The 20725-nt window shown below is 46.6% G+C and carries 14 protein-coding genes; 6 read left to right on the forward strand and 8 right to left on the reverse strand.

The window, feature by feature from the left end:
- The first annotated feature begins 58 nt into the window (after positions 1-58).
- Both nadB and ACPYIV_RS15830 read left to right on the forward strand, forming a co-directional pair.
- Positions 59-1633, forward strand: coding sequence for an L-aspartate oxidase (nadB, locus tag ACPYIV_RS15825; protein WP_293732511.1), 1575 nt, complete (start codon positions 59-61; stop codon positions 1631-1633).
- Positions 1634-1791: 158 nt separating this feature from the next.
- On the forward strand, positions 1792-2907 hold the full coding sequence (locus ACPYIV_RS15830; protein WP_425883960.1) for a DUF4221 family protein: 1116 nt from the start codon (positions 1792-1794) through the stop codon (positions 2905-2907).
- Between the two features lie 136 nt (positions 2908-3043).
- Here the strand turns inward: ACPYIV_RS15830 and ACPYIV_RS15835 are convergent, their stop codons facing one another.
- Both ACPYIV_RS15835 and ACPYIV_RS15840 read right to left on the reverse strand, forming a co-directional pair.
- On the reverse strand, positions 3044-4417 hold the full coding sequence (locus tag ACPYIV_RS15835; RefSeq protein WP_425883962.1) for a M56 family metallopeptidase: 1374 nt from the start codon (positions 4415-4417) through the stop codon (positions 3044-3046).
- A gap of 1 nt (position 4418) precedes the next feature.
- Positions 4419-4784 (reverse strand): BlaI/MecI/CopY family transcriptional regulator, encoded by a 366-nt coding sequence (locus ACPYIV_RS15840; protein WP_299361750.1) that lies wholly within the window; start codon positions 4782-4784, stop codon positions 4419-4421.
- A 225-nt stretch (positions 4785-5009) separates the two neighbouring features.
- Here ACPYIV_RS15840 and ACPYIV_RS15845 point away from each other — a divergent pair, with 225 nt between their 5' ends.
- The gene (locus ACPYIV_RS15845) at positions 5010-6551 is read left to right on the forward strand and encodes a sulfatase (protein ID WP_425883964.1); all 1542 of its coding nucleotides are present in this window, start codon (positions 5010-5012) and stop codon (positions 6549-6551) included.
- A 202-nt stretch (positions 6552-6753) separates the two neighbouring features.
- Here the strand turns inward: ACPYIV_RS15845 and ACPYIV_RS15850 are convergent, their stop codons facing one another.
- From ACPYIV_RS15850 to ACPYIV_RS15870, 5 genes are all read right to left on the reverse strand, one after another.
- Positions 6754-7788, reverse strand: a complete 1035-nt coding sequence (locus ACPYIV_RS15850; RefSeq protein WP_293738880.1) for a nucleotidyl transferase AbiEii/AbiGii toxin family protein — start codon at positions 7786-7788, stop codon at positions 6754-6756.
- Positions 7785-8411 (reverse strand): DUF6088 family protein, encoded by a 627-nt coding sequence (locus ACPYIV_RS15855; protein ID WP_293738782.1) that lies wholly within the window; start codon positions 8409-8411, stop codon positions 7785-7787. Before ACPYIV_RS15855 ends, ACPYIV_RS15850 begins: the two co-directional genes overlap by 4 nt.
- Positions 8412-8642: 231 nt before the next feature.
- A complete protein-coding gene (locus ACPYIV_RS15860; RefSeq protein ID WP_425883966.1) occupies positions 8643-15236 on the reverse strand; it encodes an Ig-like domain-containing protein in 6594 nt (2197 codons plus the stop codon).
- Positions 15237-15750: 514 nt separating this feature from the next.
- Positions 15751-18141, reverse strand: a complete 2391-nt coding sequence (locus ACPYIV_RS15865; RefSeq protein WP_425883968.1) for a DUF3987 domain-containing protein — start codon at positions 18139-18141, stop codon at positions 15751-15753.
- A 12-nt stretch (positions 18142-18153) separates the two neighbouring features.
- A complete protein-coding gene (locus ACPYIV_RS15870; RefSeq protein WP_293733143.1) occupies positions 18154-18378 on the reverse strand; it encodes a DUF4248 domain-containing protein in 225 nt (74 codons plus the stop codon).
- A 291-nt stretch (positions 18379-18669) separates the two neighbouring features.
- Here ACPYIV_RS15870 and ACPYIV_RS15875 point away from each other — a divergent pair, with 291 nt between their 5' ends.
- From ACPYIV_RS15875 to ACPYIV_RS15885, 3 genes are all read left to right on the forward strand, one after another.
- Positions 18670-19119 (forward strand): HU family DNA-binding protein, encoded by a 450-nt coding sequence (locus ACPYIV_RS15875; protein ID WP_425883970.1) that lies wholly within the window; start codon positions 18670-18672, stop codon positions 19117-19119.
- Between the two features lie 4 nt (positions 19120-19123).
- Entirely contained in the window at positions 19124-19591 is a 468-nt protein-coding gene (locus tag ACPYIV_RS15880) for a glucosaminidase domain-containing protein (protein ID WP_425883972.1), read from the forward strand.
- Between the two features lie 216 nt (positions 19592-19807).
- Positions 19808-19978, forward strand: a complete 171-nt coding sequence (locus ACPYIV_RS15885; protein WP_293733146.1) for a hypothetical protein — start codon at positions 19808-19810, stop codon at positions 19976-19978.
- Between the two features lie 24 nt (positions 19979-20002).
- On the opposite strand, the gene ACPYIV_RS15890 is transcribed toward ACPYIV_RS15885, so the two are convergent.
- Positions 20003-20716 (reverse strand): hypothetical protein, encoded by a 714-nt coding sequence (locus ACPYIV_RS15890; protein WP_293733147.1) that lies wholly within the window; start codon positions 20714-20716, stop codon positions 20003-20005.
- Between the last annotated feature and the right edge of the window lie 9 nt (positions 20717-20725).

Below are 20725 nucleotides of genomic sequence, written 5' to 3' on the forward strand. Positions count from 1 at the left end.
ATAAGGTACAACCAAATAAGTTAATTCCTAACTTTGTCAGCCACAAAGGATATAAACTATGGTACAACAATTCGATTTCTTAGTGATCGGTTCCGGTATCGCCGGCATGAGCCTCGCTTTAAAGGTAGCCGATAAAGGGAAAGTAGCCATCATCTGCAAGACAGAGCTGGAGGAAGCGAACACCTATTTCGCACAGGGAGGCATTGCTTCGGTAACAAACCTGCTGGTAGACAATTTCGACAAGCATATTGAAGATACTATGATTGCCGGCGACTGGATCAACGACCGGAAAGCCGTGGAAATGGTCGTACGTAACGCACCGGACCAGATCAAGGAACTCATAGGCTGGGGCGTGAACTTCGACAAAAAAGAGAACGGAGACTTCGACCTTCACCGCGAAGGAGGGCATTCCGAATTCCGCATCCTGCACCACAAAGACAATACTGGCGCCGAGATCCAACTAAGCCTTATCGAAGCGATCAAGAGACATCCCAACATCACGATATTCAACCATCACTTTGCGGTAGAGATCATCACGCAGCATCACTTAGGCATCATCGTCACCCGTTATACGCCGGGCATCAAATGCTATGGTGCTTATGTGCTGAACGAAGACACCGGCAAGGTAGACACGTTCCTGTCCAAAGTGACGGTTATGGCAACAGGCGGTTGCGAAGCCGTCTACCGCAACACGACCAATCCGCTGATCGCTACGGGCGACGGCATCGCCATGGTGTATCGTGCCAAGGGAGCTGTCAACAATATGGAGTTCATCCAGTTCCACCCGACCGCCCTGTTCCATCCGGGCGACCGTCCCTGCTTCCTGATCACAGAAGCTATGCGCGGGTATGGCGGGGTTCTGCGTACGCTGGACGGAAAAGAGTTTATGCAAAAATACGACAAACGTTTGTCCCTCGCCCCACGTGACATCGTGGCGCGTGCGATCGACAACGAGATGAAGCTCCGGGGTGAAGATCACGTCTACTTAGATGTTACGCATAAAGATCCGGAGGAGACGAAGAAGCATTTCCCCAATATCTATAAAAAATGCCTCAGCATCGGCATCGACATCACAAAAGATTATATCCCGGTGGCTCCGGCTGCCCATTATCTTTGTGGCGGTATCAGTGTCGACCTGAACGGGCAGTCCAGCATCCGCCGCCTATACGCGATCGGCGAATGTTCCAACACCGGCCTGCACGGTGGAAACCGTTTAGCCTCTAACTCGCTGATCGAAGCAGTCGTCTATGCGGATGCAGCAGCCAAACATATCCTGAGCGTCCTCGAACGCTACGACTTCAACACCGACATCCCCGAATGGAACGACGAGGGTACGATCTCCACCGAAGAACGCGTGCTGATCACCCAAAGCATGAAAGAGGTGAACCAGATCATGGAGGCTTATGTCGGTATCGTCCGCAGCAACACGCGTCTGACCCGTGCCTGGAACCGCCTGGATATCCTGTACGAAGAGACGGAAAGCCTCTTCAAGCGTTGCAAAGCCTCCAAAGAGCTGTGCGAACTGCGTAACATGATCAACGTCGGTTACCTGATCACCCGCCAGGCAATGGAACGCAAGGAAAGCCGCGGATTGCACTACACGATCGACTATCCGCCGGTAAAGAAAGATTAAAAATATCGAGGTTGTCTAAAAAGTAACTTTGTCATGGCGGACTTGATCCGCCACATCATCCTACACCGATTATCAATCTTCAGGGTGCGATCCCGGGACAAGCCCGGGATGACAAGATAGCGGCTTTTCAGACAATCTCTTTTTATCTTATACAAATTATGAAAAAGTATTCATTATTCTTCTTCTTTTTATTCCTGTCCGTTGCCTGTTCGACTGATAAGAAATACGGGGCCTGCCATTTGGAAAAGACAGACGAAACAATTTCTTTTCCGATCGATACGGATACAAAAAACAATTTCAACATTTATTCTATCTATAAAGATAAAGATGGAAAGGAGTATTTCACGTTCCAGAATCATGAAAACAATACGATTCACTTCTATGACCTGAAACAGCAAAAACCGGCATTCAGGATAACCCCTCCACAGGAAGGAAGTAACGGCGTCGGGAGAACATTCGGTTATTATATTCAGAATCTCGACAGTATTTATGTTTTCAGCCTTTATGAAAATACACTCTACGTAATAAACAAAGACTGTGAACTGCTCGACAAGCAATCCTTCCCGGAATTGGGACGGTCCAAATTCATGGCAACAGCTTTCCAAACGCCGATACGACTTGGAGGTACTTTATATACTTGTATAGAACCGAACCGCTGGATAGATCACGATCCCGTCTCTGCCGCACTTGATATGGATACGAAAGAAATAAAGAAACTGCCCTTCGATTATCCCGACTATCCCGGTTCGGAAGTAAAGCTGAAACGATACGGCATGGAAGCAAGTTTCAGCCGGTGTTATGACGGGGAGCATTTCGTCTACTCCTTCCATTACGACGAAAACATCTATGTGGCTACTCCCGAACACGATTCGATACGGAAAGTCCCGGTCAAAAGCAAGTACTTCGACCGCGTACAATTGCCGGACGAGTTGACTGCAAGCCCCGAAGACTTTTGTAGAAACGCCTGGTATAACAACCTGCTTTATGATCCCTACCGGGAAGTGTATTACCGGATCGCCTACCCGCCTTCGACCTTGGATAAAGGTATCCGCTCGATGGAACTCCTTCAATTCGGCCGCAAGAATTTCAGTATCATAATCCTTGACAAGAACTTTCGTATTCTCGGTGAAACGCTCTTTCCCGACAATACCTACAACCCCCAGATTATATTTGTCCGACCCGAAGGATTATACATCTCCGACAGCCACTATCTGAACCCACGGTTCAGTGACGATATCCTTAGTTTCCAGAAATATGAATTGGTAGAAGAATAATAAAACTATATTCAGAACAGGCCAGCTCGGAAAACAGCTCATCGAAACATCCACATAAATCGGGTGAAGGCAAAAAACATCTCTACCTTCACCCGATACATCTTGTTAAACAAAGCGTATGGACATATCTTGCACTTTACTTATTTTTACTTCCATGATAATCCTTGCGCGGATCACCGAAAAAGAACAAGATCGGGGCGTTCTTTCCGGCAGCTGCCACCTGATATCCGGTAAAGGCTTTGCCTGCCGCTTCCAATGCTTTTTCAATTGCTGCGTCGCTTGTCTGCTTATCACAGAGGAAATAGATCATCACAGGCTTTTCACCGGACGATGCGGACAAGGTTGCTTTCAGCTTGTCCGGCATTTCGGACATCTCTGCAAACTTGTAGTTATACAGTATCTGATCCTTGGCATTGATGAAGAAATCCACTTTCTGCGTATGTTTCTCCATAAACGCAAGCTTTTCCGAGCCAGAAAGCTGACCGCCTCCCGCTTGTTCAATATACCGGTCGATCTCCTTGTCGAAGAATTCACGGGTGTACGGTTGCCCGGCCGAAGAAATTGTCGTACCTTCGCTCTGTACTAAGTTTGTCAACTCCCGGTTTACATCCGGGCGGGCGAAAGCCAGCATGCTACATGCTGCCACCGGAACCAGAAGCACAAGCTTCAACCGGGCCCAACTGTTCGATTTCTCTTTTAACATCATAGTAATTCGTTTTTTAATTTTACTGTGATTGAAGCTGTTAGCAAAGGTGTAGGAGCTCGCGCTAACAGCTTTTTTCACTAATAATAATTGATATCTTGTTGCATCGATGCCACTTTTCAGTACGCCCGTATCGGCCTGGTATTCATGAATCTCCTGTAGTTCCCGTTTCAACAGCCAGGCGGCCGGATTAAACCAGTGCAGGAGCAAGACAACCTCCGTATAGATCAGATCCAACGAATGATGCTTGCGCCGGTGAACCTGCTCATGCGCCAATATTTCATTCGGGTAGTCACAATAATCTTTCAACGACAGAACGATATACGGCCCCCAGTTAAAAGGAGTGACCGGCCTGCCGACCAGCACCAGCGTATAACGCTCTTTCCGTATCTTCTCGCCGGCCCGGATCAGCCACAGCAAACTCACAAACGAACGGACCATCCGGCAGAGGACAATCGCCATTCCCGCAAGATACACGTAAACGATCCACGTTCCCCATGAACAGGAGACCTCCCGCACAGCCGGTACGACCTCAGTCTCAGCCTGTATAGCGGTATGTTGCCAAACCGCCTCCCCCATCCCCTCCGTTATCATCTCTTCCAACTGCAGCAACGGCATTTGCAACACACCGGACGATTCCGTCCGTATCTCGACAAGCGGCAGCAGCATGCAAACCAGCATCCCCGCCAGCACCACCATCCGGTTAAAGCGGAAAAACGTCTCGTTGCCCAGCAAAGCTTTATAACCCAGATAAAACAAAGTCAGGCAACAGGTTGACTTGATGATATAAAGGAGGAAGGCGGCCATATCATTTGTCTTTACGGTTCTTGATCTGCTGCAGCAATTCTTCCAGTTCCTCGACCGACAGCTCGTCACGGTCTATCAACGAAGAAACAACGCGAGTATAGGAATCGCCGAAATAGCGGCTTACCACGTTTTTCAGCGTCTTGTTACGGTATTCTTCTTCCGAGACCAATGCATAATACTGGTAGGTATTCCCATACGGGCGATATCCGATATAGCCTTTCTCTTCGAGCACGCGCACAATTGTGGAAAGCGTGTTGTAGTGAGGCTTAGGTTCCTCCTGCAATTCCAACAGTTCGCGAATGAACAAGGGGCCGTTCGTCCAGAAATAACTCAGTATGTCTTCTTCTTTAGGAGTCAGTTTCTTCATATTCCATGCTTGTTTACAGGTGAATGTCCAAAGATAACTACAAAGTGCGACAATACAACTATGATTAATAGTTAGACTACTATATTTAGCAATAATTCAACAAACAACCATTCAAACGCAAATATTTACTAAAGAAAACTGAACACTCTTCCTTTTCTTCTGCAAAGCGTATCTTTGTCATACAAGCAACTCACACAGGAATATAAACCGAAAAACACAAAAAAGATGGACAAACGAATCTTGTTGCCTCTGGCCGTTCTTCCCGCTTTCCAGGCAGGAAACGTACAGGCTGCCGACCAGCCTGCCAAACGGCCGAACATCATCCTCTTTATGGTTGACGATATGGGATGGGAAGATACTTCCCTGCCCTTCTGGACAGAAAAGACGCATTACAACGAAATGTACGAGACGCCTAATATGGAACGCCTCGCCCGCCAGGGAGTCATGTTCACGCAGGCGTATGCCAGCAGTATCAGTTCCCCGTCCCGTTGCAGCCTGATCACCGGGACGAATGCCGCCCGCCACCGCGTCACCAACTGGACGCTCCAGAAAGACAAGACGACCGACCGCAAAGACAGCCTGCTCGACATACCGGACTGGAACTATAACGGCGTCAGCCAGGTTCCGGGAACCGCAAATACCTTCGTCGGAACCTCTTTCGTCCAACTCCTGAAGAACAGCGGATACCATACGATCCACTGCGGGAAGGCCCATTTCGGCGCGATCGACACTCCGGGTGAAGACCCGCATCACTGGGGATTCGAAGTCAACATCGCCGGCCATGCCGCCGGTGGACTGGCAAGTTACTTAGGTGAAGAGAATTACGGCCATACAAAAGACGGCAAACCGACTTCACTGATGTCCATCCCCGGCCTCGAAAAGTATTGGGGCACGGAGACTTTCGCCACCGAAGCCCTGACGCTCGAAGCGATCAAGGCATTAGACAAGGCGAAGAAATACAACCAGCCGTTCTATCTCTATATGTCCCACTACGCCATCCATATCCCGCTGAATAAGGATATGCGTTTCTACGAGAAATACAAGAAGAAGGGAATGACAGACCATGAAGCTGCCTACGCCACCCTGATCGAAGGAATGGACAAGAGCCTGGGCGACCTGATGGACTGGTTAGAGAAGAACGGGGAGGCAGACAATACGATCATCCTCTTCATGAGTGACAACGGCGGCCTTGCCTCCGAATCGTCCTGGAGAGACGGCCCGTTGCATACGCAGAACTACCCGCTGCTGAGCGGCAAAGGTTCCCTTTGCGAAGGGGGCATCCGCGAACCGATGATCGTCAGTTGGCCGGGCGTAGCCAAACCCGATACCCGGTGCGACAACTATCTGCTGATAGAAGACTTCTACCCGACTATCCTGGAAATGGCCGGAGTGAAGAACTATGAGACGGTACAACCTATCGACGGCATCAGTTTCGTCCCTCTGCTCACCGGTACGGGCGATCCTTCCAAAGGACGTTCCCTCTTCTGGAATATGCCAAACAACTGGGGTAACGACGGTCCGGGCATCAACTTCAACTGTGCTGTCCGCAATGGCGACTGGAAACTGATTTACTATTACGGTACCGGCAAGAAAGAGTTGTTCAACATCTCCGACGATATCGGCGAAAAGAACGACCTTAGCGCCCGCCACCCCGAAATCGTCCGACGCCTCTCCCGGGAACTCGGCGACCACCTCCGCAAGGTAGATGCCCAACGCCCGTCTTTCAAGGCGACAGGGAAGGAATGCCCGTGGCCGGATGAGATATAATAATCATACTTAATATGGAAGGAGGTGTATCAAAATTCACGACCACGTCATCCCGGACTTGATCCGGGATCGCATCCTACACTGATAATCAATGTATAGTATGAGCTGGCTGATCAAGTCCACCATGACAAAACGGAGTTTTGACACGCCTCTTTTCCCTCCTTCTAATAGTTTCAAATAGAGGTTGTTCCTTAATTTTGAATTATTGGAGCAAGTTATCTTTTGTTCTTATTTGTTTGAACCTCTCCTGAAGTTCTTTCATCCTTTCCATTAGTTCATCGAAAGATAATGTTTCCCCATAAATAAAACTGTTTCTCATTTCATCATAATCGTTACTCCATTCTTTTCTCCTTTCTTCTGGCGGGCAGAAACAGATTGTTGAAGGATGATGTTTTTGGTAATCTATATATTTTGTGGCATAATACACGAATCGATGCTTCACTATCTCCTCGTAAAGCTGTGCGTTGGAAAGCGCAGCTTTGCCATAATCCGTATCCATTAATTTTTCCAAGTCATAAAGATGTCGGCTCATTCGCAAATGGCGAGGTTTTTCTTTTTGAAATTCCTCATTGAGGAGAAAAGCCTTTTCTAAGAAAGTACGTGAAGGCAGTACTGTTTTTATATTAGATTGGGTTTCATTGTCTTCGTCCGGATAATGATTGTAAATAAGCGAGGTAATTTCCTTCATTTCACAAGGTTCATCCATTGACAGACAGCTTATCTCTATTTTTACGCGAGGTGGTATATATGCTATTTTAGTGTCGATAACACTCGTGTAGTTTAAATGAATCTCGGTAGGATCCTTATCGCTGTCAATCGGTTTCTCGCCATCTTCTGTTTGTACAGTAGTAATGTTTTTAATGGTGTAACCGGCTATTCCCATCGCCTCCAGCTGTTCAGCCAATTCTTTGGATAAGATTTCATGCACATATCTGCGTGAGAGTTTTCGGAGTTTTTCTATTTGGCTTTTGTTGGTTTTATCTATATTGAAGAAACTATGATCTATGGCTAAATCAATGTCCTCGCTAAAACGGCTGATTAAATTCCAACCTTTGCTCAAAGAGGTTCCTCCCTTAAAGAGTAAGCTGCCGGCACATGATGTTTGGAACAATGCTTTTAAGGTTATGGTTACCCACCAATCTTTTTCAACAGCAACCAAGTTGATGCCTTCCTGATCGGAAGTAAGCTGCAAAAGTGCCTTCTTGTCTTCTTTTGTATTTTTATACCAAGTGCTCATGATATATTTATCTTTGTTTTTATAATTGGTAATAATAATTTCTTTATCCAAAGAGGAGCCAATTGTAAATCATGCAGGATAGTCTCTGGCTCCGAGTGTTCCTGTAACAAACTCCGAATAGCTTGCATATTTTGTTCTGTTACATTTTCTTTGCCTATGCTTTTGAGAGCCTGTACGAGTAGGGGCATAATTTCCCCCTTATAGGCAAAGTTCTTAGGTACACTTCTGCGAAATGTAATTTTTCTCTTTCCTATATTAATGGTTCTGGCCGATCCGTTCGTTATGTATACTGGATTCATTGGAATCTGGGTGGATAATCCCAAAATATTCATGGCCGTACTGCCTGTCGGTAATATTTGAGCTTTATCCCTCTCTGCTATTGCTTCAACAATCTTTTCCGTAGACGGATATATTATGCCAAATCTACTGTATTCGGGTTTAAAATATATTCCGTTCGAGAGCCTGATTACTTTTTCTAATTTCTCGGATTGGGATAGTATCTTTCCTACCATTTCATCGTTGTTTAAATCTGCAAAATCACTGATGAAAAATAATGAGCCCGGTTTACTTTGGGCAATCCGGCTCATTATCAGTTTTGTTATATTATTTCTTTCATTCTTCATGTTAACATAATTTAGGTCGGAAATATATGCAAAAATACGGAATCACGGATGATATAGCATCGAAAACTCATTCATTAACATAATTTAGGTCGGAAATATATGCAAAAATACGGAATACGCGTGAACAGAGGTAGAATTGCAACACATCAGGGAATAGGAAGAAATGAAAAAGGGCATCCTCGCGGACGCCCTTTTTCTTATCCAATACTAAAAGACTCTGTATAGAGGGGATTAGTATACACTTACCTTAGTAACATTCGTATTGCCGGCATTGGTTAATTTCACAATGTAAATGCCTTTTGTTACCGGTATTTGCGTATTGCCACTGATACGGGCATTGTAAACGATCTTACCGATCATGTTTACAACAGTCACCTGCAGCGGCTGCAGCGGGTTCACATAAATATTTCCCTTTCTTCCAAACACTTCGGTATTAGCAAGGGCTTCTTCAAGACCTGTGGCAGTGGTAACCGTCACTTCGCAAGTAGCCTTCTTATTCCCATCCGTGGTCGTTACGGTGATCGTTGCTTTACCTGCTTTGATGGCTTTCACCACACCGTCTGCATCTACCGTTGCAACAGTGACGTCACTGCTTGTCCAAGTCACGCTCTGATCGTCCGCATTCGACGGGTTGATAGTAGCTGTCAATGTATAAGTTCCGTTGACTTCAAGGGTCAAAGCGGTCTTATCAAGAGATACGCTTTCTACAGATACAGTTGTAGAGCCGCCGCCACCTTGAATCTTCTTCACTGTTGCAACAACATTTACTGTTGCATCACCGGAAACTTCATATGTTGCACCATTTGTAAAGGCTGCTCCACCAACAGTCAAAGTAGCCAGTTCATAACCGGAAGCAGGTTGTACAGAGATAACCAGCTTGTCACCACTGGCGATCGGATCACCGGAAGCCAATACAGTTTCGCCACGTTTAACAACAATCGTTCCATTTTCAGGCTGAACGAAGGAGATAACCTGAAGATCTGTCGTCTTAACTGTTACTGCTGATACTTCTACTTCTGAGAAATTATCCTTATCGGAAGGAACAAATGTCATCACTTTATCCGTTGCATCAGCACTGACCGCTTCATTGGTACTTTTCCAAACAAATGTACCATCCGTAGAAGCTGCTCCTCCTGTTACTTCCGCACTATGTAACATTGCACCTTTCACAACAGTTGCAATAGGTTTTGTTGTTACGGTCGGAGTTGCTTTTGTGATTTCAAATGCACCAGAAAGGACTGCACGGCAAGCCTTGTTGTTATCATCGGCAGCACGTGTCACCACTACATCATACGTACCTGCATTTACAGGGACAACTGTTATACCATCCTGCTGGAAGCTGTATGACCAACCGGTTTTAACATCACCCGATTTAATTGTCAGATTTCCACCTTTAGCTGTTCCGTCGTATACAGCAGAAGCATTTTCCGTAACAGAAGGACTTAATGTTGCTTTCTCAACAAATGTAGCAGCAAAAGTGATGTTTTCATTAGGTGTAACCGTAGCAGAAGCATCGGTCGTATTACTTATACCACTTGTCCATCCGCTAAACTTGTAACCTTCTGCCGGAGTTGCGATAGCAAGAAGTTCTGTATTCTTCAACGCATTGGCTCCTCCACCGCCATTATCTGCAATTTGCAAGTTACCATCCCAAACCGTGATTGTACCACCAACAGTCGGCTCAATAGACACCTTCATATCCATTAAACTACCCGGAGTACAATAGCCTACTGCATAGTTGCTGCTGGTCGGGGTAAAGATTGCAACATCAGAAGTAGACTTCAACGCCTTTGTCATCGGCTGGATTGCATCCGGTTTCTTACCTGATGACCATGCGCCGGCTACAGAAGCTACACCACCTGTTCCATCAGCTGCACTCGGACGAGCCGTAATCACGATCGGAGCCGGTGTGATCTTCAAAGTAGCTGTAGCATTCAACGCCTGGAAGTTTTCGTCTTCCGGACGGTTGATGTGTACGGTATATGTACCGGCATCAATCGGGGTAGAGACTGTCGTTCCGTTCTTTGTGTAAGAGACAGAAACGCTGTCCAGACCTGCAGGAGTCGTTTTCACTACGAATGCCTGGTTATAGCTATTATAAACGTAAGACTGTTTATCCGTATTGACAGTAACCTTTGCTTTTTCTTTTACAATAGCCTGGACGGTCGTGTTTTCAGTCAATGTGAATGTACTGTTGTTCGGAACTTCCTTCGCATTAACCATCAGGGCTACGGCTTTGTAACCGGCATTTACCTGATAGCCGACCTGAACCTGATCACCATAATTACCTGTTGTCTTATCAACAGTCAAGGTATAACCGGTTCCTGTTTTCTTTGTGATTGCATAAACTTCTTTTTCGAAAGAAGCTGAAACAGTCACATCGCTATTAACAGTCAGTTCGGTTCTTGCCTGAGTAGCATCCGTTAATTTGTAACCCTTATTCGGTGTACGTTCGATAATGATTGTCGTACCACTTTTAACAGAGCTTCCGGCAACGATTTCCTTACCTGCCTCTTTGTCGGTCAAGCGGATTGTACCACCTTCCGGAGTAGTAACGGTAACCTTCTTGGGTGTTTCAGGCTTAGCAACAAACGTTGCGGAAATAGTAGTGTTTGCATCTAAGAAGATTTGTCCCTTGCTCAAGGTAGAACCGGTTGCAACGATCGCTTCTGCATTATAACTTTCAGCGGCAGCTGCCGTAACTGTCAGGATAGTTCCGTACTCCAATGTAGCCGAAGAAGAAACAGTCTGATCAGTGCCACTCGCATCCTTATATTTTACTGTCAACGTATTGCTGTTTTCAGGAGCAGTTACAGTAACCGTAAATTTCTTCTTCGTAAATCCGGCTACGAAGCTCGTATCCTGCCCTACCGTATAAGAAGTTTCCTTATGATCTGTTTTCTCATTCCAACCGGTAAATTCATATCCTGTTTCCGGAGTGATCGTAAAGTTTAATTGAGTACCTCTTGCATAGCGGTCGGAAGTCGATTTGTTGGCAATCACCGCCTTTCCGTTTGCACTGACGCCAGTCGTTACGGTAAAGTAACGTTTTGCATTGATCACAATCGTATCTACAGCTACTTCCATTTCAGCCAAATTAGCAGGAGTAAAGACTACTGCACACTTGTTCTCACCTTCTTGCATGATCATGTTGGCATCTGCCCAAGAGAACGAACCTAATACTTCAGTTTCGCCAACCACAGCTTTGCCACCTTCCAGGAAGGACATAGACAAAGGTTGTCCGGCTTCGACAGAAGTCGGTGTAGGCAAGTTACCCTTAATAACAGGAACACCCTTTGCATTGATAGACATCGTTACGGTATCATTCAATGCCAGATAAGTTGCATCTGCATCACGAGTAAAGATTACATAGTAAGAGCCTACGTGCTTAATGGTATCGGCTTTCACTTCCACCGGATTTTTTGCAATAGTCTTATATGTAACTGTAACATCTTTTACATCTTCCGGCGTTACCGTATAAGTGACATTCTTTACCTCTCCATCATAGAAGAACGTACTCTTCGTCACATTAATCTGGATTTTTGTCTTTTGTGACCAGAAAGTTTGTTCGTTATCCTTACCGGAAAGTTTTTCTACAAACATATTCCAGCCTGTACCGGCTACCCATTCAGCAATCTTTTCGCTACCTTCTTTGCTTGGATCGGTATCAGCCCAGATTTGAGATGTTTCTTTTAATGTGCTGTTAGAGATAGTCAGTTTAGGTTCAGCAGTGACTCCACTACCTTTACCGACTTCGATACCACCCCAAGCGTTGTCAGAAGTAGTCAACTTATCGGCTGTCACAGTTGAACCGTTCACCAAAAGGCCACCTGCTTTGTTACCAGACAAAGTTACATTCGTCAGTTTCACACTGTCAGAACCGAACACATGCAAACCATAATTATCAGATTGAGTGATCTTGATATTTTCCAATGAGACATTTTTTGTACTCTTAATGGTAACCAGATTATCACCTGCTGTTGCCGATCCGGCTTGTGTTGCCTGTGTAATAGTAGTAATTGCATTATCCGTTCCTACTGTTCCTATCAAGGTGATTGGATTCGTAATTTCCAGATTAGAGGCAAGTGAGTAGTCAACTGCCTCCAAGTTAATCCGGTTCGCTTTAGCGGATAAAGCGGCAGCCAGTCTGGCCGAAGTAGATGCTACAACGTTTAAAGTACCATTATTTGTCAGGGTTGCTCCTGATTCTGTTGCATATTCCAATCCTCCATTCAAGTTCCAAGTTTTACCTTCCGCAATCGTAAAAGCCGTCTTGGCAGCATCCTTACCATTATTAAAAGAAGCGACCTTAACCGGAGCACCTTCTACGGTAACATTTGCATTTTCCAAGCCATCGCTTAAACCCAATGTCGGGGTCTTCGTACATTCATTAAAAGAGAATGAAATCGTACCGGGAGAAACAACTTCAGCACCGGAGGAAGCATAATCTTTTTTCCAGTTTACTGTTCCACCGATATAAGCAGTAACGTTTTCCGGGAATGTACATTTATTAAAGTTCAATGTAACATTCTTCACGTGCCCGCGATTAATACTGGCAATTTCGGTAGTATAATTTTTTTCCATACTTGTAAACGTACATCCGGTCAATGTCCCGATAACCTCATCCGAACCGCCGTTCGAGCCATTACCGAAAATACCGACCAAAGAAGTTGCAGAATCCGTAGTTCCGCTTATAGTAGCTGTTGCTTTTTTCACATAGCCACCCCAACCGTCTGCTCCACCAATAGATACATAGCAGAATGTACCACCTGTAATGGTAAGAGTACCCTCGTTGACCGTATTCGTGCATTTATCAAATGCCGGATACTTACCAGCCGTTGTCAGACCGCTTTCCATACCGCCACACATAACCCAAGCACCAGCATCCATCGTAACTTTACTGATTGTAATATTCACAGTATTAGACTTGGAATAATATAAACCACCACCCATTATATTGTGAGCTTCACCTCCGACAACATTAATAACAGTATTGCCTGTTACACCTGCGGGTTTGGCCGTTGCAGCAGCAGTGGAACCATTGCTCTCACCATATCCACCACCGAACAGATTCATTATTTTTCCACTCTTCATCGTAATCTTGGAAGATGAAACCGTTGCATTCTTGCTACCACCGAAAACAACCGGCTTCTTACTGGTTTCCACTTCCAAAACATCGTTCGTATTATCTACACTGATTTTAACCAGACCGTCCTTTGAACCTTTTTCAATAGTGATCGGCTGACCATTCGCATAAACAAATGTATATCCAGCATTCCAATTAGCAGGTTTACTTGGGAAGTTCTGATAGAATTCTACCGTCAATTTCGAGTTCGTCCAATAGCGCATTTCTTCAGTACTTGCACCCTGCACGCCAAGATAAGAATGCCAATCAGCCGGAGCAACCACTACTGATTCCGAATCCTTCAATTCAGACCAAATTTTGGATTGTTCGGCAAATGTGGAATTGGCGTCAAATGTAAAGGAGGGAGAATACGCTGGAGTTCCTTCGTCTATATTCACACCACCCCAGGTATTGCCTTCCGTTTTCAATCTCCGAGCATCCACAGTAGAATGAACCAACAGACCTGCTGTTGCATTATTTTTTAATACCACAATATCCAAAACAGTCTTCATCGGTGACTGGGCGTTGATACCGGCTGCTTTAGAACCTTCTATCTGGAGGTCGGTCAGAGTAACAATGTCATTAGCCGTCTCACCGGAGATTGTTATTAAATTAGCTTTTTCAGGCCAAGTAGCATCTGCCTTTGCTTTTAAAATCGTCGTAGGAACATATTCCGGACTGGTTGTAGGTACTCCATGAAGAGCAAGAGGCCTGTCGATTTTAAGTTGTCGGCTCAATTCATAAGTACCGGCCGCCAAAGAAATATCAGTAATTGTAGCAAAGCCTAAATTGATCGTAGAATCAAGTTGGGCGGCTGTTGTTATGCTTTCTGATGACTGATCTTTTGTCCAAACATACGCCAATGCACTATTGTTTGAAGTATGCAAGGTAGCCTGTTGCAAAGAACGGAACCATTTTTCGCCTGTCGGTATTACGACAGAAGCAATTATTTCAGCTACAGAACTTTCCGGATTCTGACTCCACTCCGAATAAGCATGTCTGTCGTAGTAAGCAATCTGAGGAACATCAGTCTCTCCTATCGTACCGCTAACCAACGTGAACTTCGGCATATTCTCTACTTGGCGAGACAATTTAACAGCAAATTTTCCATTACCATCAGTGGTAAAGCTCTTTGCTGTCAACTGAGATGAGTTCAGGTGCAAACCACCTTCGGCATTGCCATTCAAAGCAACGTTCTCGAATGTCAAATTATTCAGATTATAAAGATTGAAAGCTAAAATATTCGTATTCGTAACAGTCAGATTCTTGAATGTTACAGGAACACTACCGTAACCGTCAAAATAGAATACATAATTTTTAGTTGCATCAAAACTTCCCCCTACGGTATTCGTCGTATTTACACCGGTTATTTTATGGTTTCCTCCATCAATTGTTAAAGATGTAAATTTACCACCGGTGACGTTCAGATAGAACATACCTTGCCACACCGAATTTTTAGGCCCCATAAAATTAAGCCCCTCATCAGAAATGTTCAAATCTGCCCCCAAAACAATCGTAGCAGCCTGCGAACTTCCTGAGTTTAATTCTGTCAACACGTTTTGTAACCCCTTGGCAGTAGTCACCGTGTAATTACCATCACCAGTCTGGGTGTAACCATCACCAGTGTCTTGTGCCTGCATCCACCCTACACTCGTTATCGTCATAAAAAACGATAACAACATAAGTAATCTTCTCTTCATAATTTTATAATTAAAGTATTAATAATAAGTCCATTAAAATGACATTTTTCATTTTTACTTTAATCGCTTTATTAACTTACCCTATACAAATATTTACATCTAAAAGTAGTTAACAGGTGTGATTTTATGTACTTTGACGATCGAAAACGATCGTTTTTTTTAGTCATTTTTAGGCTGGTTGCGGGTTTGGAGAGATTTTTGAAAAAAAATAATTGCAGATCTTGAATTTTAAAGAGTTTTTATTTCAAAATAATTTGGTGGAATAGAAAAAAATACCGTCATTTGGATGACTAAAAAAAACGATCGTTTTTTTTAGTCATTTTTTTAGTAGATTTTTGATCTACCAATAGGACATAGTTGTTAAAATAGAGTAGTATTTTATCAAAAACACTTACATTTTTCCCCAAAAACCTGCCGGGAGTTTTCCAAATGTATTTTTACAAAACGACGTTTTCGGAGGAGAGTTTCCGCACATTCCGCACGTTCCGCACTATACACTTTTCCGCTGGAGGTTTTATCTGTTTTTCAGCTTGTTACGCATATATTTTCCTTTCGTGATCCGCACGATCAGGCCCTTTTTGCACCAGCGTGTGAGGGCCGATTCGACCGTTCTTTTTTCCATTCCGAGGAGATGACCCTTTTCTATGGCTTCGCAAGTGTTAAAATTCTCACCCAGTTCCGAAAATAACTGTTCGCTGATGATCGGGTTCGAAATCGGCTTGAGCACTTCGTCTTTTTTCAAGAGCGTGCTGAGCACGAGGGAATGGTTGAGACAGTGGAAAATGATCTGGATCGCGGTATAGAAATCTTCGTCGCTGATCTTTATATTCTTTTCGTTGAGACGTCGTTCGCCTTTGCGGAGGCCGGTAAAGATCATACAGATACGGAAGTGGATCATACCCAGGCGGAAGAGGATAGCCGTCTTGTCGCCCTCACCGAAGGCACGTAGGCGTTCCAGTTCGAGGGGGAAGACTTCGTTCATATAGGCACGCTGGCTTTCGGTGTAGCTCACCCAGGTGGGATGCTGGTCGAGGAAGAGGGCGATCTCCTGGAGCGAGTGGCCGAGGTCGTAGTAGTAGTTTCCGCGCCGAGGCGTATCGTCGGCATCGGTCAGCGGTTTCCATTGGCTCTGTCCGGAGATGTAGAAGCAGAGGAGGCGGCTGAAGAGGCCGTCTTCGGTAGAGTGGATCAGGCGTGTCACCTGTCCTTCGGTGCCGCTGAAGACGAGCGCCATGCGGGGGAAAGTGCTGGAATAGTATTTGTCCTGCTTCGTGTCCTTGCTGACCTGTTCGTGTTGGAAGATCTGGTTCAGGAGGTCGTGATACTGTCCGTGGTCCTGCTCCATCGAGTTGTTGAGCACGTCTATCTCGGTTTCACACATCAGAGAGGCATAGTGGCCGTTGTCGGCCAACTGTTCGATCATACGCGGACGGGAGATGTTGCCGGCCAGTTCGATTCCTTTTTGGCGTACACATTCCGGTTCGTCGGACAGTTCGCCTTTTGATTTTAATACTTTAAGCATGTCAAAATTGTATTGTTTCATTTTATTGTTATAAACTTTCACTTCTTTAGCCGATTCGCGTCGGATGCCTTCGGCGTAGACATGAAAGACTTTGTGTATCTTATTGATCATCCCCTTCCCTGAGGAGGCGGCACCCGCGACGCAGCAGTAAAGAGGCGGTTCGCAGAGGGCATTCTGGTAGGAGCCGCTCACGTTGGGCATGGCTGCCGAAAAGATGCCGAGGCTGCCGACGAGCGCGACCGAACGTTCGACCTCGGTCAGCCCTTCGGTGAACATTTCTTTGAAGAACGGAGGGAGATGTTCGTAAACCGCATCCGGGAAACATTGAGCCATCTCTTTCGCTTTTTCCAACCGTTTGTATTCCAATCCTATATCTGTATTTTCCTCCAGCGGAGGAGTGTATAGTGCGGAACATGCGGAATGTGCGGATGAGACCTCCTTTTCCGGGCTTCGGACAGATGCTCCGAAAGTGAATTCCTTGCGGTTGCATCCATGCTCGGCGCGCCCTTTGGCGTAGGCCGAAGCGATCACTTTCGACACCTCTTTGTCGCCGAAATCCGGCTGCACATAGCGGGCGATGCATTCCCGTACCACCGCCTGCTCGTCGAACCCGGCCCGGTTCAGCGTGAAAGCCAAGCTCACCAAGTTCGCATGCCGTTGTCCTTTCACCCAGGCTAAGGAAAGGTCGGCAACGTCGAGATAGCGGCGAAGGCAGTCGCCGCTATCAGTTGAAAGTTGAGAGTTGAAAGTTGAAAGTTTTTTGCCGCTTTTCCCACTTTCAACTTTCACCTTTCCACTTTCAACTGCATACGCGGTTGCCTGCGTATTCACATAGGCCTCAGGGTCATGGCACAGGAGCGCGGTGCGGGTGAAGTCGGTGCAGGTATGGTCGACCGGGTGGCCGAACTCGGTTTCAAAAAACTGATGGACGACGTCGCAGGCGACAGCATGGCTTTCGTGGCCTGTATCGACACGGACCATCAGGTGCAGGCCGTCTCCGCTTGCGCTGACATGGGCGAAGGCGACAAAAGGGTAGGCGCGGCAACGTTCGAGCAGCTCGGCCGGAGGGCAGGTGAGGTGGTCGAAATCGACTAACAGGCTGCTTAAGTAGTCGCCGGCCTCCTCCGTACGCCGTTCGCCGGGAAAGAGGCAGGAGACGGCAATGGCGGGGAGCTGCATTTTCAGCGCCTTCGCCTTCGCGGGATTGCCTTCGGCAATGGCACGCCGTATCTCGCCGGTGATGTGGCGCAAGGCGGGGCCTTTGACAAGTTCATACACTTCACTGAGCGACAGGGTCTTCCCCGTAGTCAGTTGGAACAGGTTCTCATAATAGCAGAAACGGGATTCCCCGCCTGCCGTGCTTTTCTGTTTTTCTTCTTGCATAATGCTTGAATTTTAAGGTTCACCTAAGTGTTCGATGATGCACATCGCCTGCTTGGGCGTGAATAGTTTCTTGCCGGGATGCCAGTCCAATGCCAGGAGCTTGTCCTTCAAGTCACCGCTCAGGCGTATCCAGCGGGACAGTTTGTCGGTGGCCGACTTGGGCGACGAGCCGGGAAAATAGCAGAGGGCGAGTTCGTAAACGGCCCATACTTTGGAATAATTTGCTTCGTTTTCCATGTTATTTAGCGTTTTATTTAACGCTGTAAATGTAGGCATAATTATTTGAATGACAATGATTTAATTGACTTATTATTATAGAAAATCGGTCGACCCCCACCCCCGGCTTTCCAATGAATGCAGGTTATCTTGCGTATGACCGCTTATAGCTTGTTTTAACTGTTTTCGACGCAAAAAGACGGAGAAGGGAACAGCAGGGCGGAGAAGGGCGTCAGACGGGAAGGGACGTGTCGTATCTTTGATATACAGACCGACGAAAAAACAGTTTTTAACCTTTAAATTTCAACGATTATGTCAATCAAGTACAAATTAGTTTTACGCAAGGACCTCTCCAAAGGTGCGGCAGAGGGCGACAAGAAGTATTATGCTTCGGTGAACAACAACGGGACGTTCAGCTTCGACGACCTGTGCGAATCGGTATCTGCTATCTCGACAGCCTCGCGCGGGGATGTGCTGGTGGTGATGGACGGGGCGCTCTCGGTGATGAAGAACGCGTTGTTGCGCGGGGAGATCGTGCAGTTCGGGGAGTTGGGCAATTTCCAGATCAACACCGGCAGCAAGGGAGTCGCGACGACCGAGGAGTTCAAAACGAACTTGATACGCAAGGCGCGGATCATCTTCCGTCCGGGTGCGTTGCTGAAAGACACCCTCGGCAAAGTGAACTACGAACGTATCGGGAAAGATGCGGCCTCTTCGGAAGGCGGCGGTTCGGGCGAAGAGGAGCGCCCGGGAGAACTGTAGGCTTATGACGGCGCAGCAGATTTCCTTCGTCAAGGCTTCCCTGCCGGCAGCGATAGCGGCAGGGGCGGCTTTCAACATGAATCCGTCCGTGATTTTAGCACAGGGTGCTTTCGAAAGCGGATGGGGCACGAGCGAGCTGGCGTTACGGGCGCGTAACTTCTTCGGACTGACGGCCTACGGGTGCAGCAACGCCTATTGGCACGGGCAGAAATATCCCGTCCGCACATCGCGCTACGAACTGGATTTCCGGCAGTATGGCAGCCGCGAAAACTCTTTCCTCGACTTCGCCCGCCTCATACGGGACAACTACCGCACGGCCTGGAGCAAGAGCGACAACCCTTCCGCCTACGCCCACGAGATCGCTTACAGCCGCTACATCAGCGAGGTGAACGGCGACAACCGCGAGACATACCGCCGCAGCTTGATAGAGATCGAAAAGACGGTACGGGCGATTGTGGCGATGGTGGGGTGAAAATGATGATTTATGGGTGTGATGGAATGACATCGTTGTCGAAATGATTGTCGTTCCGTAGGGGCAGGTTCTAAACCTGCCCGATATCGACAAATATACATGTTGCAATCGGGCGGGTTTAGAACCCGCCCCTACAGCGACACCTTAAATATACCGGTAAATCATCATTTACCGGTTTAAATATCCTTATTCAATAATCAACACACACAATGTCTTATGAAAAAGATCAAACGGATCCTTGAATTTATTATCGCGTTGCTTAACTTTTTGTTTCACTTTAAACCTATGCCGGATGAAGAAATTCCAACTGTTATTGCCCCTTTTCCGAAAAATAGTCTCCCGCCTGTTCCGCCACGGGATCGACCTCTATTTGAGGATATCCCTTAGGGTACGGTGCAGGGTGCGGTAAAGTCAGACAAACTTCTCCCTCTTCTGCAAGTTCAGGAGGCCGATCAGCATCCAAATGATGCTGGCGGCTAAGAGGAAGATGCGGCTTTTGATGATGATGCCTTCCCAGATGACCGGCAGGAAGTTGCGGGGAATGGAGAAGGGATTGAGAAGGATGTTCCAGAAGGAACGCTCGATCAGGGGCGTATTGCTGAAGATCAGCAGGGCAAGGCCGATGATAATCATCAGGACGGCAGTCCCGTTGCCGCTGCGGGTGATGGTGGAGAACATAAAGGCGAGGTTCCCGAAAAAGAGGATCGGAAACATCAGCTGCGCCGACATCTCGAGGGGATTGACGGGATAAAGCAAGAGCGTGGCTAACCAGGAGAAGACGATCAGGATCGCGAAGATCGCCACATAGATCATCAGCAGGCGGACGCCCCATACCTTATATTTATAGTTGGGGATGCCGAAAAGGATTTCTAAGATCCGGCTGTCCTCATCGTTCTGGATGCCGAACACGGCAGGATAGAACACCAGCAGGACGCAGGGGAACATCAGGAGATTATAGATCAGGCCTTCGTTGATCTCCGACCGGTTCCAGGCGCTCTGGAACATGAAATAGGCAAAGAAAAGGAATGCCGCCAAGAGGAACCAGATGAATTTCCCGGCAAAGATGATCTTCAGGTTATATTTAACCAGGCGGGGCAAGAGGGATATGAATTGTTTTAGGGTCATGATGATTTA

The sequence above is a fragment of the Parabacteroides vesiculifaciens genome, from assembly GCF_049860805.1.
GTDB lineage: Bacteria > Bacteroidota > Bacteroidia > Bacteroidales > Tannerellaceae > Parabacteroides.